We start from the raw sequence: 15,175 nt of genomic DNA on the forward strand, positions 1-15,175 counted from the left end.
GTGCCGGGGCGCGGCGGCTCTCGGGATGTCCGGAGGCTTGGAGGGCCGAGCCGTGAGCAGGGTCTCTCCAGGCACTAAGGGGTGCCCGGCGGCCGGTTGCCGTCGTTCTCCCGGTCCCGGGCGGCCTGCCGGGAGCGGGGACGGTGGCAGTGGCAGTGGCGGTGGCGGTGGCAGTGGCAGTGGCAGTGGCGGTGGCGGTGGCGGGCGAAACGGTTCGGCTCCGCGCATCACCGCGCCTCGCCCCGGCACGGCACGACCTGGCATGACACGGCACGGCGGGCTACGGCTTGTAACCCCAGGCAGAGATCATCGGGGCGGTGGCCAGGTCCATGGCGCCGGACTCCACGTTGGCCAGGTGCCGGTCGATCTCCGCGTCGGTGGCGAGGCCCGCGGCGACCAGCCGGTCCCGGATCTGACGGACCGTCGCGGCCTCCAGGGCGGTGCAGGCGGGCGAGGTCATGGGGAAGTACGCGTCGGCCGCCACGCCGTGCAGACCGGCCTCGCGGAGCAGCCGCGGGAGTTTGCGGCCGTAGGACAGGTCGGCGCCGCGGCCGGCGAGCAGCTCGCGGAAGCCATGGCGCAGCCGGTTGGCGAGTCGCTGCTCGGGGCCGGACTCGTCGGGGCAGATCAGGGGCTGGAGGGCCGGGTCGGCGTCCTCGATCAGCAGCCGCCCGCCGGGCCGCAGAGAGCTGATCATCGACCGCAGGGCCCTGTCCCGGTCGGGTACATGGACGAGGACGAGCCGGGCATGGACCAAGTCGAAGCCCTCACCCGGCGGCTCCTCGGCGCCCACGTCGTGAACGCGCACCTGTACCGGCGGGCGGGCCGCGGGGGCGAGCCGCGTGGTGTCGATGTCGGTGGCGACGACCTGCCCCGCCCGTCCGACCCTCTCGGCGAGCCAGGACACGACGGAGGTGCCGCCGGCCCCGACTTCCCAGCAGCGCCGGCCCGGTCCGACGCCGAGTGCTTCGAGGTGCCGGAAGGTCGTGGGATCGAAGAGCGCGGCGAAGGCGTCGAAGCGCCGGCCCGCCTCGTCCTGCCGGTTGTCCAGGAGATACCCGTCCGATGGCGTCATGGGTCCGATCATCCCAGTCGCCCGGATTCCCGGTTCGGCCGTCCGTTGTCCACAGGCGGGAACAAAGCGGAACTCCCTGTTCCCACAGGCTTCCACGCACTGTGCCCGGGACTGGCAGACTTGCGGGGCAAGGCGCGGAAGCGTCGCACTCGGAGATCCACGCGAGGAGATCCAGATGTCCATGGCAGGGAATCTGCGGAAGGTCACGGGGCTGGGCGGTGTCGGCGGCCTGCGCAAGGTGGCGCGGCTGGCCCGGCGCCGGCCGCGCGTGGACCTGAGCCATCCCGCCAGATCACCTCTGGGCTCCTCGGTGGTGAACTGCGTGACCTATCAGGACGGCGTGCGCGTCCCGGGGGGCGCCGATCTGGTGGATGCCGTGCGGCTGGTGCGCAAGACCGGTGAGGGCTTCGTCTGGCTCGGGCTGCACGAGCCGACGGAGCGTGAGTTCGCCGGGGTCGCCGAGCTGTTCGACCTGCATCCGCTGGCGGTGGAGGACGCGGTCGAGGCCCATCAGCGGCCGAAGCTGGAGCACTACGGGGACACGCTGTTCGCGGTGTTCAAGACCGTCTGCTACGTGGAGCACGAACGGCTGACGGCGACCAGCGAGGTGGTGGACACCGGAGAGATCATGGTGTTCGTCGGCGAGGACTTCGTGATCACGGTGCGGCACGGACGCCATGGCTCGCTGGGCCCGCTGCGCGAGGAGCTGGAGACGGATCCACAGCAGCTCGCCAAGGGGCCGGCGGCGGTGCTGCACGCGATCGCCGACCTTGTGGTCGACGACTATCTGAACGTCACGGACGCGGTCCAGGGTGACATCGACCAGGTCGAGACGGAGGTGTTCTCGGAGAACGGCGCGCGGCTCGACCCCGGCCGTATCTATCAGATGAAGCGTGAACTGCTGGAGCTGAAACGGGCGGTGGTGCCGCTGGGCCGACCGGTGGAGGACCTGGCGACCCGGCCCATCCGGGTCGTCGCCCCGGAGATACAGGCGTACTTCCGGGATGTGCTCGACCATCTGATCCGGGCCAAGGAGCAGATCGCCGCGTTCGACGAGCTGCTCAACTCCATTCTGCAGGCGCACCTGGCGCAGGTGACCGTCGCGCAGAACGAGGACATGCGGAGGATCACGGCGTGGGCCGCGGTGATCGCCGTGCCGACGATGGTGTGCGGGGTGTACGGCATGAACTTCGACCACATGCCGGAGCTGCACTGGCGGCTGGGCTACCCCCTGGTCATGGTCGTGATGGCGGCGGCGTGTCTGGCGCTGTACCGGGGCTTCCGGCGCAACGGCTGGCTCTGAGCGGCGGGCACGCCGGGGCCGCGCCCGAGCGGTACCACCGCGGATACGGCACCGGCACGCCGGCTCCCCCGGTCTCCCGGTGGCCGGCGGCCCGCCCGCCCACCGGGTCAGCCGCTCCAGGCGGGGTGGCGCGGGTCGTCGGCGCGGACCAGCACGTCCGCCGTGCCGGCCGGGTCGGCTTCGGCCTCGTAGCGCTCGAAGGCGGGGAGGGTCCAGTGGTCGGCCTCGGGGGTGCGGCGGCGCAGGGCGCCCGGGGAAAGGAGGAGATGCACGGTCAGGTCGAAGGGGAACCAGTGACGCAGCAGGAGAGGACCATGGAGCAGGAGAATCCCGCCGGGCGGCAGTTGGACATAGGGACTGCGGGTGGCCCGGTCCGTGACCGGGTCCCATAGGTCGGGCAGGATCCGCCCGCTGCCTCCGGGATCGAGCGGGCCGAACACCTCCCGCCACAGGGCATTCGTGTCGAACCACCCGTTGTAGTACGACTCCGCGTCGTGCCGCCCGTGCTCCAGGCGCAGCGACGCCGGGCGCAGGAAGCCCTCCGTGCCGATGACGAGGGAGGGACGGCCGCGTACGCGCAGCGCCTCGCCGACACGCCTGGCCAGGTCTCCCGGCTGGGCGGCCGGGGCGCCGTCGAAGCCGACGCGTGGCCAGGCCCCTCCGTCAGCCGGCGTCGCGTCGGCCAGCCGGTCGGCGAGCCGCTCGGCCAACCGGTCCCAGGTGATCGCTTCCAGTCGCACGAGGCCCATGATGCCGGGTGCCCGGTGGGGCGACGAGAGCGGCCGGCACGGAGGCCGGGCACGCGACGGGTCGTGAGCAGGGCGGGCAGGGCAGTCGGGTGCCGCTCTTGACGCGGGGCACGAGGTGCGGGTGCGGGGTACGGGGTCCGGTGCAGCGCGGCCGGGCGTGCGCTGTCCGGGAAGGCGGTGGTCTCGGTGGTTGTGGCGGGCGTACGGCATGCGGACACGCCGTACGGCCGGCTTGCCACGGGTCCCGCGCGAGCCCCGGCAGAAAGCGCTGTCCGCCGTCCTGCGCGTGGGCCCGTGGGGACGTATCGTGGCCGGAAGAGTGCTGCCCGATGTCGGACGGACCTTCGTACACCCGGCGCCTGTGGTGCCCCGTACGCGAGGAAGACGCCATGGCCGATCCCAAGGGGTTCATGACCACGCCGCGCCAGGAGTGGCCGCGGCGGCCCGTCGAGGAGCGGGTGCGGGACTGGGACGAGGTGTACGTCCCGGGCGCGCTGCTGCCGATCATCAGCGAGCAGGCCGACCGCTGCATGGACTGCGGCGTCCCGTTCTGCCACCAGGCGTGCCCGCTGGGCAATCTCATCCCCGAGTGGAACGACCTGGTCTCGCGGGAGGACTGGCGGGCCGCCTCCGACCGGCTGCACGCCACCAACAACTTCCCGGAGTTCACGGGCCGGTTGTGTCCGGCACCGTGCGAGGCGGGGTGTGTGCTGGCGATCAACCAGCCGGCCGTCACCATCAAGAACGTCGAGTGCGCGATCGCCGACCGGGCGTGGGAGGAGGGCTTCACGCCGGCCCGGCCGCCCGAGCGGCTGTCCGGGAAGACGGTGGCCGTCATCGGCTCGGGCCCCACCGGGCTGGCCGCGGCGCAGCAGCTGACCCGAGCCGGGCACACGGTCGCGGTGTACGAGAAGGACGACCGGATCGGTGGGCTGATGCGGTACGGCATCCCCGCGTTCAAGATGGAGAAGCGGCATCTGGAGCGGCGGATCGGGCAGATGCTGGCCGAGGGGACGAGGTTCCGCACCTCGACGGCGGTCGGCCGGGATGTTCAGGCGGCCGCGCTGCGGGGCCGGTACGACGCGGTGGTGATCGCGACCGGTGCGACGGCGTGGCGGGAACTTCCGGTGCCGGGCCGGGAGTTGCACGGCATACACCAGGCGATGGAGTACCTGCCGCTGGCGAACCGGGTGTGCGAGGGGGACTTGGAGGTCTCGCCGCTGTCGGCCGCCGGCAAGCACGTGGTGATCGTCGGCGGCGGGGACACCGGAGCGGACTGTCTGGGCACGGCGGTGCGCGAGGGGGCCGCGTCCGTCACCCAGCTGGACATCTACGCGCAGCCGGGTGCGGAGCGCGACGAGGACAGCGACCCGTGGCCGACGTACCCGAAGGTCTACCGGCTGTCGGCCGCGCACGAGGAGGCGCGGGAGCTGCGGACGGCGCCGGCGGCGGATGCGGACGCCCGGCTGTTCGCGGCGTCCACGCTCCGCTTCACGGGAGACGAGAGGGGGCAGGTGCGGTCACTGCATCTGACGGAGGTCGACGAGCGGCGGCTTCCGCTGCCGGGCACCGGGCGGGCGCTCCCGGCCGACCTGGTGCTGCTCGCCCTGGGGTTCTCCGGGCCGGACCGGGAGGACGGGCTGATCGAGCAGCTGGGGCTGGCGCTGGGGCCGCGCGGCACGATCGCCCGGGACGACGGGTTCGCGACCAATGTCCCCGGGGTGTTCGCCGCGGGCGACGCGGCGCGCGGGCAGTCGCTCATAGTCTGGGCGATAGCGGAGGGCCGGGCGGTCGCGGCGGCCGTCGACCGCTATCTGACGGGGAGTTCCCGGCTCCCGGCCCCGATCACCCCCACGGACCGGCCGATGACGGTCTGAACGACGGCAGAGCGACGGCACCGCCGACCACCTCCCAGGGCACCGCCCGCACCACCCGGCGCCCTTCCGCGGCACCCTTCCGCGGCGCCCAGGCAACGTCTGCCACCCGGCGCTCCCTCCCGCCACCGTCCGGACAACCGGCACCACCGGCTCCGCCACCTCACGGGCCGGGCCGGCTCCGCCATCCCACGGGCCGTTCCGGCCCCGCCGCCCCAGGCCGGCACCCCGCCCTCGGCCTGCCCTCAGCCGGCGCGTTCGTCCGTGCCCGCCACCTTCCCCGTGGCCAGGGCCACCCGGTTCCAGGTGTTGATGGTGAGGATCAGGGACAGGACTTGGGCCAGTTCCCGTTCGCCGAAATGGGCGGCGGCCTCGGCGTAGACAGTGTCGGGGACGCCGCCGTCGGCGATCAGGGTCACCGCCTCGGTCAGGGCGAGCGCGGCCTGTTCCCTGGGGGTGAAGAAGTGCCGGGCCTCCCGCCAGACGGCGACGAGGTGGAGCCGGTCCTCGCTCTCCCCGGCCTTGCGGGCGTCGTTGGTGTGCATGTGCAGGCAGTAGGCGCAGTGGTTGAGAAGGGAGGCACGGATCTGGATCAGTTCGACCAGGGCCGGGTCCAGGCCCGTGCGGGCGGCGCTGTCGAAGCGGATGATCGCGCGGTAGACCTCCGGTGCGGCCTTCGAGAAGTCCAGGCGGGTACGGGCGGCCTCGGCGGCGGCGATCCCTGCCGTGGGGTCGAAGGGGGCGTCGGAGGTGCTGATGGAGTGCGTGTCCGTCGTCGTCATGTGCTCCACCGTAGGAGCCGGAAAGACCGGCTGTAGGGTGCATTTCCATGACGGAATCGTGGGTCAATTACGCGGAGCGGATCGGCGTGGACCTGCATCTGGAGCTGTCCGGGCCGGGCGGTCGGCGGGCCGCGCTGACCCGGGCGCTGCGGGAGGCGGTCCGCGGTGGCCGGCTGGCTCCGGGCACCCGGTTGCCGCCGTACCGCTCGCTCGCCGCGGACCTGGGCGTGGCCCGGAACACGGTGGCCGACGCCTACGCGGAACTGGTCGCGGAGGGCTGGCTGACCGCCCGGCAGGGTTCGGGGACCCGGGTCGCCGAGCGGGCGCGTCCGTTGCGCCGGGCCGTGGGTACGCCGGCCCAGGCGCCGGCACACGCGCGCGGCCCGCGGCACGATCTGCGGCAGGGCAGGCCGGACGCGTCGGCCTTTCCGCGCGCGGAGTGGGCGGCCTCGTACCGCCGGGCGCTCCAGGCGGCGCCCAGCGAGGCGTTCGGGCCGGGCGATCCTGCCGGGCGCCGGGAGCTGCGGGAGACGCTGGCGGAGTACCTGGCCCGCGCGCGTGGGGTGCGTACCGGGCCGGAGCGGATCGTGATCTGCTCGGGCTTCGCGCACGCGCTGCGGCTGCTCTTCGGCCGGGACACGCCGGGCGGACCGGGTGGGACAGGCGGGCCGGCCGGCGGCGGGGTGCTGCGCGGTCCGCTGGCCGTGGAGGCGTACGGTCTCGGTTTCCATCGGGATCTGCTCGCGGCGGCCGGTGTGCGCACGGTGCCGCTGCCGCTGGACGAGCACGGTGGGCAGGTGGCGGCGCTCGGGCGTGAGCGGGCCGTGCTGCTGACGCCCGCGCACCAGTTCCCGACCGGTGGACCGCTGCTTCCGGAGCGCCGGGCGGCGGTGATCGACTGGGCACGCGCGCGGGGGTCGGTGGTGCTGGAGGACGATTACGACGGCGAGTTCCGCTACGACCGCCGGCCCGTCGGCGCGCTTCAGGGGCTCGACCCGGAGCGGGTGATCCACATCGGGTCGGTCAGCAAGAGTCTGTCACCGGCGCTGCGGCTGGGCTGGATGGTCCTGCCCGAGCGGTACGTGGAGCCGGTGCTGGCGGCCAAGGGCGAGCGGGAGGGCTGGGCGAGCGTGCCGGACCAGCTGGCGCTCGCGGACTTCGTGGCCCGCGGGTCGTACGACCGGCATGTGCGGCGGATGCGGCAGCGGTACCGGAACCGGCGTGACCGGCTGGTCGCCGCGCTGGCCGAGCGGGCCCCGCACATCGAGGTGACGGGCATCGCGGCGGGGCTGCACGCGGTGCTGCGGCTGCCGCCCGGCACGGAACAGACGGTGCTGGAGTCCGCCGCGCGGCGGGGCGTCGCCCTCGACGGGCTCGCCGCGTTCCGGCACCCGGACGGCCCGGCACCGGCGGGAGACGGCCTGGTGGTGGGGTACGCGGCCCCGGCCGACCACGCCTACGGGGCGGCGCTGGAGGCGCTGTGCGAGGTGCTCGCGGCGGCGTGACCTCCGTGCGCCCGGGCGGCACACCCGAAGCGGAGGAGGCCCGGCGACGACCAGAGCCACTCCCCTACGGCTCGCGGGCCACCGCGCCGTACCCCGGGAGCACGCCGGGTCTCGGAGGCGATCCCCGGGCGACCCGGCGCCGGTCGAGTGCGGTGGGCATGCCGGTGCCGGTGTCCAAGTCGGGCCACGAGAGGGGAGTTGAAACCAAGAATCAAAAGCGTCGACGGGGCACCGGGCCGGGCCGTCGGCGAGTTCAGGACAGCAGGAAGTCGGCCACCCCCGCCTTGGCGCCCTCTATGAACGCGGTCATCTCGTCCATGGTGTAGATCAGCGCCGGTCCGTCCGGATCGGTCGACTGGCGCACGGCGATCCGGCCGTCGGCGAGCTTCATCGCCTCCAGGCAGTTGCCGCCGTTGCCGCCGCTCCAGGGTTTGTGCCACCCCTCGCTGCCCAACTCCCGCGCGGGCATGCCGTTGTAGACGCGCCCGCGCGGCGTGATGCGATCCATTCACAGCTCCTTGCGGAGATCCCGGAGGATCTCCTTCGTGCGTTGTGCCGTAGCGGCCTGCGCCGCCATGCGGTCCATGACCTCCAGGTGGGTCGCCACCTCGGCGCGCGCGTCCAGGTAGACGGCGCCGGTCAGGTACTCGCTGTAGACCATGTCCGGCAGTTCGGACACGGCGAACCGGAACAGCACGAAGGGCCCGTACGTCCCCGGGTGCGGCCCGTTGGCGAACGGGGCGACCTGGAGCGTCACATGGGCCAACTCCGTGGCCTCAAGCAACTTGTCGATCTGCGCGCGCATGACCTCCGGGCCGCCGACCGGACGACGCAGCGCGGTCTCGTCCATCACCGCCCAGAAGCGGGGGGCGTCGGGCCGGGTGAGCAGGGCCTGGCGCCGCATGCGCAGGTCGACATGGCGCTCGATGTCGTCCGGGCTGGTCTGGCCGATGGCGCCGGACCTCAGCACGCCGCGCGCGTAGTCCTCGGTCTGGAGCAGGCCGGGGACGAAGTGCGGCTCGTAGGAGCGGATGAGGCTGGCCGCGCCCTCCAGGCTGACGTACATCGAGAACCAGCCCGGCAGGATGTCGTGGAACCGCTGCCACCAGCCGGGCCGGTTCGCCTCCTCGGCCAGTTGGACGAAGACGTCGGCCTCGTCGTCGGGGACGCCGTAGGCCTTCAGCAGCAGTTGCAGGTACGGGATCTTGAGGGCGACCTCCGCCGTCTCCATACGACGGACGGTGGCGGGGGCGACGTGGAGGACCCGGGCGGCCTCCTCGCGCTTCAGCCCGGCGCGTTCCCGCAGGTCCTGCAGGCGCCGGCCGAGGACCACCTGGCCCACCGTCGGCGCGGACCGCGGTTCGCTCACGCTCTCACCTCCACCGAAAGCCTCCACCGAAAAGTTTCCCGACAGCCCTGCGGCGCCATTCGAAGGTTCATTCGAAGACCGGGCCCGATCTCCGAGGACTCCAATTGGCGCCGCGCGAGGTGCTGTTGCGAGCAGTGTGCCACGCTCCCTGACAGAGTCCCACAACACTCTGCATTTTTCAGAGTGACTCTTGCCAAGTGTCCGCGACGGGGCGATAGTGGCAGGCGTGATTCCGTCCGCGCCTTTAGGAACAGACGCCGCCGCCGGCCGTACCGGTCTCGGCGCCGAGGGGGGCATCCCCGCGCGAGCCGGTTCGGGCCTGGTGGAGGGGGCAGCCCTCCAGGCAGGCGCCGCCGGCCGCAGGTTCCGTTTCGAGCTGGCCGCCCATCCCGGTTCCGTCGCCCAGGCGAGACGTCTGACCCAGGCCCGGCTGACCGGCTGGTCGGTCTGCGCGGACACCTGTGACAGCGCGGCCCTGGTCATGTCCGAGCTGGTCACCAACGCCATCGTGCACACCGCGAGCAGCCGGGTCGTGTGCGAGCTGCACGACCACGACGACATGGTGCGCATAGCCGTCCGAGACGAGGGCTGTGCTCCTGGCGAGCCCCACCCGTCCCCGCAGCGCCCTGACGAGGAGCACGGGAGGGGGTTGCTTCTCGTGGACGCGCTGTGCCGGGCCTGGGGCGCCCAGGAGCACGGCCCCGGCCTGCTGGTCTGGGCCGAACTGCCCCGCGGCACCGAGTCCGCCCAGGACGCGCCGGAGCCGCGCGCCGACCTCGGCTGGGGCGCCCGCCCCAAGCCGGGCCGCCCGGAGGACTCCGGGGAGGAGCAGCAGGCCGAGGCGGAGCGCTACCGGCGCGAGCCGGAGCAGTACGACGGCGGTGCCCGCCACGCCGGGCGGCACCGGCACACGGCGTCGGCGGAACAGCCGGAACACCCCTGCCGCACGCCCGAACAGCGTCATCACCGGGAGCTGCCGTGACGGGCGCCTCCGGCGCCGGGCGGACCGGTGACGCCGGGACCGGGACCGGGAGCGCCGCGACCGGTGCCGGGGCCGACTCCCCTGCCGGTGCCGACTCCTCTGACTGTGCCGGACCCCTTGCCCGTGCCGGGTCCCCTGCGGGTGCCGGCGCCGGCGCCGACAGCGCCTTCGGCCTGGACACGCTCGTGCGGATGCAACGCCGGCGGGCGGCCCCGGAGCAGGACGCCGGCCGGCCGCTGTCGCTGCCGGACGGCATGACCGCGCCGCTCGGCTGGGACGCCGTGGCCGTGCCCGACCACCTGGGCCCCCTCGTCGTGCCCTGGCTGCCGAGGGTGGGCTGCGTGTACACCGACGGCTCCCAGTGGTGGTGGATCGTGCCGTCGGACTCCGACTACGCCCTGCCCTGGCCGTCACCGGCCCGCTACACCACGGGCGCCCTGGTCACCGGCACCGCCCGGCTGATCCACCGCCCGGCGGGCACGGTCCCGTACACCCCGCCGATCCCGCTGTACCTGGCCCTGTGCCGGGTGACGGGGACGGCTCCGGACTGGTCACGGGCCGCGTCGGCGTAACCCCGCACGCCCCACGTACACCCCCCTACGCAGCGCACGCCCCCCTGCACGCGCTGCCTCCGCACCTCACCCGCCCCGTACGCCCTCGTACGCCGCGCACACCCCGTCAACGCCCCGGCACCCCGGCGCCCCCGTACGCCTCCTCCCACCCTCGTACGTCTCTCATGCCCTGCCCCGCCGGCTCACTCGGCCGGCTCGCCGCCGCGGACGATCACCAGGAAGGCGTCCGTCGCGAGGTCCATGACGACCTCGGCGGGCAGGCCCTCCATCCGTCGGGCGTGCGCGAACTCCTCCGCGGGCCAGGAGCCGCGGGGACCACCGGCGGGAAAGCGTTCGAGCACCCTTCGCCCGTTCACCATCTCGACCTCCAGAAGCGTCGTACGTGTAGGGAGTCAACGCCCTGGAGGGGGAAAACGCCTCGCCCGGTGACGGTACTGAGACCTTGCCGACACCGGTTCGGCGCGGACCGTGAGGATCCGTTCACCGGGGTGACACGAACCGCACACTCCGTATAGCCGGTCGTACTGATCGTATCGGCCGCATGTATCAGTAGTCGTACTCGTCGTGCAGCCGCAGCCGGTCGCTGCCGGCCGGGGTGCGGCCGAGCGCGGTCAGGTCGAGCAGGGCCGCGGTGGTGCCCAGTACGTCCAGCCCGTCGTCGTACAGCGAGTAGGTGTGGAAGACCCGGTCGTGGTCGCGCAGGAAGCAGCTGACGCCCGCGCGTTCGACCAGTTCGCCGTCCGCCTCCACGGTCGCCTCGAAGTCGCGGTTGAAGTCGCTGTCCGCCGAGGAGTACCAGGGCACCGCCCAGCCCATCCGCGCCTTGAACGGCAGGATCCGGGTGAACGGTGCCCGGGAGACGGCCGCGAAGGAGGTGTTCCGGGCGCGCAGATGGGCGAGGTGACCGACCTGGTCCAGGAAGGCCGCGCAGCACGGGCAGCCGGTCTCCCACTCCGGCGCGAACATGAAGTGGTGCACGACGAGCTGGGCCCGGCCCTCGAAGAGGTCCAGGAGGGTGGCCTTGCCGTCGCCGCCCTCGAAGACGTAGTCCGGGTCGACCTCGACCATGGGCAGCCTCCGGCGCTCGGCGTCCAGGGCCTCGCGCGCCCGCCTGACCGCCTCCTCCTTGCGCCGCAACTCCTCGCGCGCCGCGCGCCACCGCTCACGCGAGACGATCTCCGGAAACGACATGGGTCCTCCTGTCCGACGGTCCGTCCGGGGTGGTGACCGTCGGCGCGCGCGGAACTCATCGCCGCGAAGGGGGAGTTTTTCGGCCAGTCTCACCGGGCTCCCCCGCCACCCGCGTTCCGCCCGGCGGCGGGCTCAGGTGTCGTACTCCTGGACGCGCCGGCCGTGGCCGCGCGCGGTCAGCCCGGGCAGCCGCCGCGTCAACTCCCGTACGACGTCTTCCACGTCGAGGGTGAGCAGTACGCGGTCCCGCATCAGGACGCGGCCGTCGACGATCGTCGTGCGGACGTCGGCCGCGCGGGCGCTGTGCACCAGGGTCGCGGCGAGGTCGTGGACCGGCTGGGTGTGCGGGCCGGTGAGGTCGACGAGGACGATGTCGGCGCGCCGGCCGGGCGCGAGGGAGCCGATCCGGTCCCCGAGGCCGACCGCGCGGGCGCTTTGCGAGGTGGCGTGGTGCAGGGCCTGACGGGCGGTCAGCCAGCGCGGGTCGCCCTCGGCGGACTTCTGGATCAGGGAGGTCAGCGCCATCGCCTCCCACACGTCGAGGGAGTTGTTGGAGGCGGCGCCGTCCGTGGCGAGGCCCACGGGGACGCCGGCCGCGCGCAGGGCCCGCACCGGCGTGGTCGTCGGCCAGGCGAACTTCAGATAGCCGCGGGGCGCGGTGGCCACCGCCGTACGCCCGCCGGTGCGTTCCAGCAGCGGCAGGTCCCGCTCCAGGATGCCGGTGCCGTGGGCGATGAGCAGGTCGGTGTCCAGCAGGCCGGCGCGGTCCAGGATCTCGATGGGGGTGCGGCCGTGCCGGGCCAGGCTGGTCTCGGTCTGGTCGCGGTTCTCGGCGGCGTGGATGTGGACGGGCAGGCCGTGCGCGCGGGCGAGCCCGGCGGTGACGGTGAGGTCGGCGTCGGTGACGGTGTAGGGGGCGTGCGGGGCGAGGGCGGTGGTGACGCGGCCGTCGGCGGCGCCGCGCCGGCGGAGCGCGAACTCCAGCGACGCTTCCCGGCCCCGGGGCCCCTGGCCGGAGAAGTAGACCTGCCCGAGGTGGGCGCGCAGCCCGCACTCGGCGACGACGTCGGCGACCGTGTCCATGTGGAAGTAGTGGTCGGCGAAGCAGGTCACCCCGCCCCGGATCATCTCCGCGCAGGCCAGTCGCGCCCCCAGTGCCACGTCCCGCTCGGTGAGGTTGGTCTCGACGGGCCAGACGACGTCGTTGAACCACTCCGCCGTCGGCAGGTCCTCGGCGAGCCCCCGCAGGGCCACCATCGGGGCGTGCGTATGGCAGTTGACCAGACCGGGCAGCGCGACCTGCCCGTACGCCTCGATCCGCGTGCCGGCCGGCACGTCCCGGGCGGCGGCGGCCGTGGTGACCGCTTCGATCGTCCCGTCACGGACGACGATCGCGGCGTCCTCGCGGAATCCGATCCGCTCCGCGTCGTCGTGCACCAGGGCGGCGCAGCCGGTGATGACGAGGTCGGCGGAAGAGCCGCCCGGGTTCCCCACGACACTCATACGACCAACGTACGGCCCTTTCGCCGGGCGGTGCGGGGTGCTCCGGTACGACTACGACCGCGGGCGGCCGGTACGGCTACGACCGCAGGGCTACGGCGGCTCGGTGCGGGTACGGCGGCTCGGTACCGGCTACGCCGCGACGGGCAGCGGTACCCGTACGCCCCGTCGCTCCAGCCGTTCCAGCTCCGCCAGTGCCTCGCGCAGCCGCCGGAGGTGCCGGGGGGTGAGCCGCCCGGTGTCGTCGAGGTGCACGGCGCAGGCCGTGGTGGTGTCCACGAGCCGTTCCAGTGCCTCGGCGACGGCGTCCGTGCCCTCCGTGTGCCGGGCCAGGGCGGGCAGTTCGGCGGCGGCGTGCGAGATGGCGGTCCGGGCTTCGGCGAGGGTCCGGTAGGCCTCCCGGCGCAACGCCCACCGTTCGGCACGGTCACCAGGGCCCCCGCCCTTCGTCCACCGCTCGGCACGGTCACCGGGCTCCCCGGGCGGCACCCGGTGCTCGGCGTGGTCACCGGACCCGGCGGCGGGCTCGTGACCGGGCGGGCCGAGGACGTGCAGCAGGTAGGCGTGGGCCGCGCCTCCGGCCACCGCGAGCCGGTCGCGTACCCCGCCGCCCCGTTCCCTGGGCATCGGCAGGTGTCCCACGACCAGCACGAGCGCGCAGGCCAGCAGGGTCTCGCCGATCCGGCCGGCCGAGGCCTGCGGTTCGCCGCCGGCCATGACCAGGGCGAGGACGAGGACGGTCACGACGGCGGTGAGCGCCGCGAAGTGCCGGGTGGCGACCGGTATGAGCGCGCCGCACACCGCCACCAGCGCGATCAGTCCGGCCGGGTGGGGCAGCAGCGCGGCGAGCCCGGCGAAGACCAGGGCGCCGAGGACGGTGCCGGCGGCCCGGCACAGCACCCGGGAGGCGAGCGGGCCGAGGTCGGGCTTGACGAGGAAGACGGCGGTGGCGGGCAGCCAGTACCAGTGCGGGTGCGGCCCGTACCAGCGGGCGTGGTGCAGGGCCTGGGCGATGGCCGCGCTGGCGCCGAAGCAGAGGGCGACGCGCAGACCGTACTCGCGCCCGCCGGCGCCGAGCGCGGCCCGCAGCGCCCGGCGCGGCCCCCGGCGCCGGACGGGCAGCCCGCGGTGGGCGCCGTCGCCCCGGTCGAAGGCCTCGGCGGCGCCCAGCAGGGCGTCGTCCAGGGCGCGCAGGGCGGGGAGCACGGAGGGTGCCTCGGGTGCGCGGAGCCGGGCGGGCGGCAGGTGCGGGGCGGGCAGCGGGCCGGGGCCGGTGTCGGCGCGGACGGCCGCGGCGAGCCGCCGGGGTCCGCGCGCCGCCCGCGCCGGCACCGGCTCCCCGGCCCAGCACAGGGCGGTGGCGGCCTCGGCGAGGGGCAGCGCCGCGGCGAACCGCGCGTGCAGCCGGCGTTCGGCGGCGGAGGCGGCGTGTCCGCGCAGCCGGGGTCCGGCGAGGGTGTCCTGGGCGTGGTCGAGCGCGGCGGTCAGCGCGGCCCGCCGGGCGGTGGCGTGCGGGCCGCCCGCGGCCTCGACCAGCGCGGCGATCGCGTCGTACACGCCGGCGACCGCGGCCCGCTCCCCGTCGAACCGGAAGTCCCCGGCGAGCGACCCGGGGGTGGGCAGGACGAGCCGCAGCACGAGCAGCCAGCCGGCCCCGGCGAGGAAGGCGAGGGCGCGCTGCCAGCCGGGGTCGGCCGCGGGCGTCCCGGCGCCGACCGCCGCGGCGACCAGCAGCTGGGTGCCGGCGGCGGAGGCGACGGGCCCGACGGCGCTGATGCCGCCGGCGGCCAGACCCAGCGCGGTGAGCACCAGGGTCAGCGGCACGGCGGACAGCCCCTGCCCGGCGTACGTCCCCACGAGCAGCCCGGCCGCTCCGGCCGACGCGGGGACGCCGAGCCGGCGCACGGAGGCCCGCCGGCCGCCCGGCCGGTCGTTGATGCCGGCGAGCATGGCGCCGATGGCGGCGAGCACCCCGAGGGCCGTCCGGCCGAGGAGCATCCCGGCGAGCAGCGACGGCCCGGCGGCGAGGGCGCCCCGGCACACCGCGTTCCAGGGGACGGGTTCGCGCTGGGCGCGGAACGCGTGGGCGAGCCAGGGGGGTACGGCGGGCACGGCGGGCCGGGACACGGGGCTCCTGTTCATTCGAGGGCGGGGGTGGGCCTTCGGACGACGGTGGCCGGTGGAGGTGGTTCCACGGTAGATCGCGTTCCCCACGCGAACGGAACGCTCACGTTTCGCCCGTGTGAAACCTGCCGGGGCGGCCGTTTTCTTTA

14 protein-coding genes are annotated in these 15,175 nt (G+C 74.3%); 5 read left to right on the forward strand and 9 right to left on the reverse strand.

Annotated features, from left to right (window positions below; translation table 11 throughout):
• Nucleotides 1-280: 280 nt before the first annotated feature.
• Complete coding sequence (locus IH25_RS0107760; protein ID WP_030605182.1) at nucleotides 281-1,075, reverse strand: class I SAM-dependent methyltransferase; 795 nt, start codon at nucleotides 1,073-1,075, stop codon at nucleotides 281-283.
• 175 nt (nucleotides 1,076-1,250) lie between these two features.
• Here IH25_RS0107760 and corA point away from each other — a divergent pair, with 175 nt between their 5' ends.
• Nucleotides 1,251-2,378, forward strand: a complete 1,128-nt coding sequence (corA, locus tag IH25_RS0107765) for a magnesium/cobalt transporter CorA (RefSeq protein ID WP_030605186.1) — start codon at nucleotides 1,251-1,253, stop codon at nucleotides 2,376-2,378.
• A gap of 107 nt (nucleotides 2,379-2,485) precedes the next feature.
• On the opposite strand, the gene IH25_RS0107770 is transcribed toward corA, so the two are convergent.
• Nucleotides 2,486-3,127 (reverse strand): nucleoside/nucleotide kinase family protein, encoded by a 642-nt coding sequence (locus IH25_RS0107770; RefSeq protein ID WP_030605189.1) that lies wholly within the window; start codon nucleotides 3,125-3,127, stop codon nucleotides 2,486-2,488.
• A 389-nt stretch (nucleotides 3,128-3,516) separates the two neighbouring features.
• Here IH25_RS0107770 and IH25_RS0107775 point away from each other — a divergent pair, with 389 nt between their 5' ends.
• Entirely contained in the window at nucleotides 3,517-5,004 is a 1,488-nt protein-coding gene (locus tag IH25_RS0107775; RefSeq protein WP_030605191.1) for a glutamate synthase subunit beta, read from the forward strand.
• 242 nt (nucleotides 5,005-5,246) lie between these two features.
• On the opposite strand, the gene IH25_RS0107780 is transcribed toward IH25_RS0107775, so the two are convergent.
• A complete protein-coding gene (locus IH25_RS0107780; RefSeq protein WP_030605193.1) occupies nucleotides 5,247-5,783 on the reverse strand; it encodes a carboxymuconolactone decarboxylase family protein in 537 nt (178 codons plus the stop codon).
• Between the two features lie 47 nt (nucleotides 5,784-5,830).
• On the opposite strand from IH25_RS0107780, the gene pdxR reads away from it, so the two are divergent.
• Nucleotides 5,831-7,288, forward strand: a complete 1,458-nt coding sequence (gene pdxR / locus IH25_RS0107785; RefSeq protein WP_030605196.1) for a MocR-like pyridoxine biosynthesis transcription factor PdxR — start codon at nucleotides 5,831-5,833, stop codon at nucleotides 7,286-7,288.
• A 253-nt stretch (nucleotides 7,289-7,541) separates the two neighbouring features.
• Here the strand turns inward: pdxR and IH25_RS0107790 are convergent, their stop codons facing one another.
• On the reverse strand, nucleotides 7,542-7,796 hold the full coding sequence (locus IH25_RS0107790; RefSeq protein ID WP_030605199.1) for a DUF397 domain-containing protein: 255 nt from the start codon (nucleotides 7,794-7,796) through the stop codon (nucleotides 7,542-7,544).
• Nucleotides 7,797-8,657 (reverse strand): helix-turn-helix domain-containing protein, encoded by an 861-nt coding sequence (locus tag IH25_RS0107795; protein WP_030605203.1) that lies wholly within the window; start codon nucleotides 8,655-8,657, stop codon nucleotides 7,797-7,799.
• Between the two features lie 226 nt (nucleotides 8,658-8,883).
• On the opposite strand from IH25_RS0107795, the gene IH25_RS0107800 reads away from it, so the two are divergent.
• A complete protein-coding gene (locus tag IH25_RS0107800; RefSeq protein ID WP_387872510.1) occupies nucleotides 8,884-9,639 on the forward strand; it encodes an ATP-binding protein in 756 nt (251 codons plus the stop codon).
• Between the two features lie 191 nt (nucleotides 9,640-9,830).
• The gene (locus IH25_RS0107805) at nucleotides 9,831-10,211 is read left to right on the forward strand and encodes a hypothetical protein (protein ID WP_209445288.1); all 381 of its coding nucleotides are present in this window, start codon (nucleotides 9,831-9,833) and stop codon (nucleotides 10,209-10,211) included.
• A 182-nt stretch (nucleotides 10,212-10,393) separates the two neighbouring features.
• Here the strand turns inward: IH25_RS0107805 and IH25_RS41540 are convergent, their stop codons facing one another.
• The 4 genes from IH25_RS41540 to IH25_RS0107825 form a co-directional block, all read right to left on the reverse strand.
• Nucleotides 10,394-10,570 (reverse strand): hypothetical protein, encoded by a 177-nt coding sequence (locus tag IH25_RS41540; protein ID WP_167346014.1) that lies wholly within the window; start codon nucleotides 10,568-10,570, stop codon nucleotides 10,394-10,396.
• 187 nt (nucleotides 10,571-10,757) lie between these two features.
• The gene (locus IH25_RS0107815; RefSeq protein WP_030605210.1) at nucleotides 10,758-11,402 is read right to left on the reverse strand and encodes a DUF899 domain-containing protein; all 645 of its coding nucleotides are present in this window, start codon (nucleotides 11,400-11,402) and stop codon (nucleotides 10,758-10,760) included.
• Between the two features lie 132 nt (nucleotides 11,403-11,534).
• Entirely contained in the window at nucleotides 11,535-12,905 is a 1,371-nt protein-coding gene (locus IH25_RS0107820) for an amidohydrolase (protein ID WP_030605212.1), read from the reverse strand.
• A gap of 129 nt (nucleotides 12,906-13,034) precedes the next feature.
• On the reverse strand, nucleotides 13,035-15,029 hold the full coding sequence (locus IH25_RS0107825; protein WP_245172727.1) for an FUSC family protein: 1,995 nt from the start codon (nucleotides 15,027-15,029) through the stop codon (nucleotides 13,035-13,037).
• Nucleotides 15,030-15,175: the final 146 nt, after the last annotated feature.

Origin of the sequence: Streptomyces achromogenes subsp. achromogenes (assembly GCF_000720835.1) — a bacterium.
In the GTDB taxonomy this organism is placed as follows: Bacteria; Actinomycetota; Actinomycetes; order Streptomycetales; family Streptomycetaceae; genus Streptomyces; species Streptomyces achromogenes.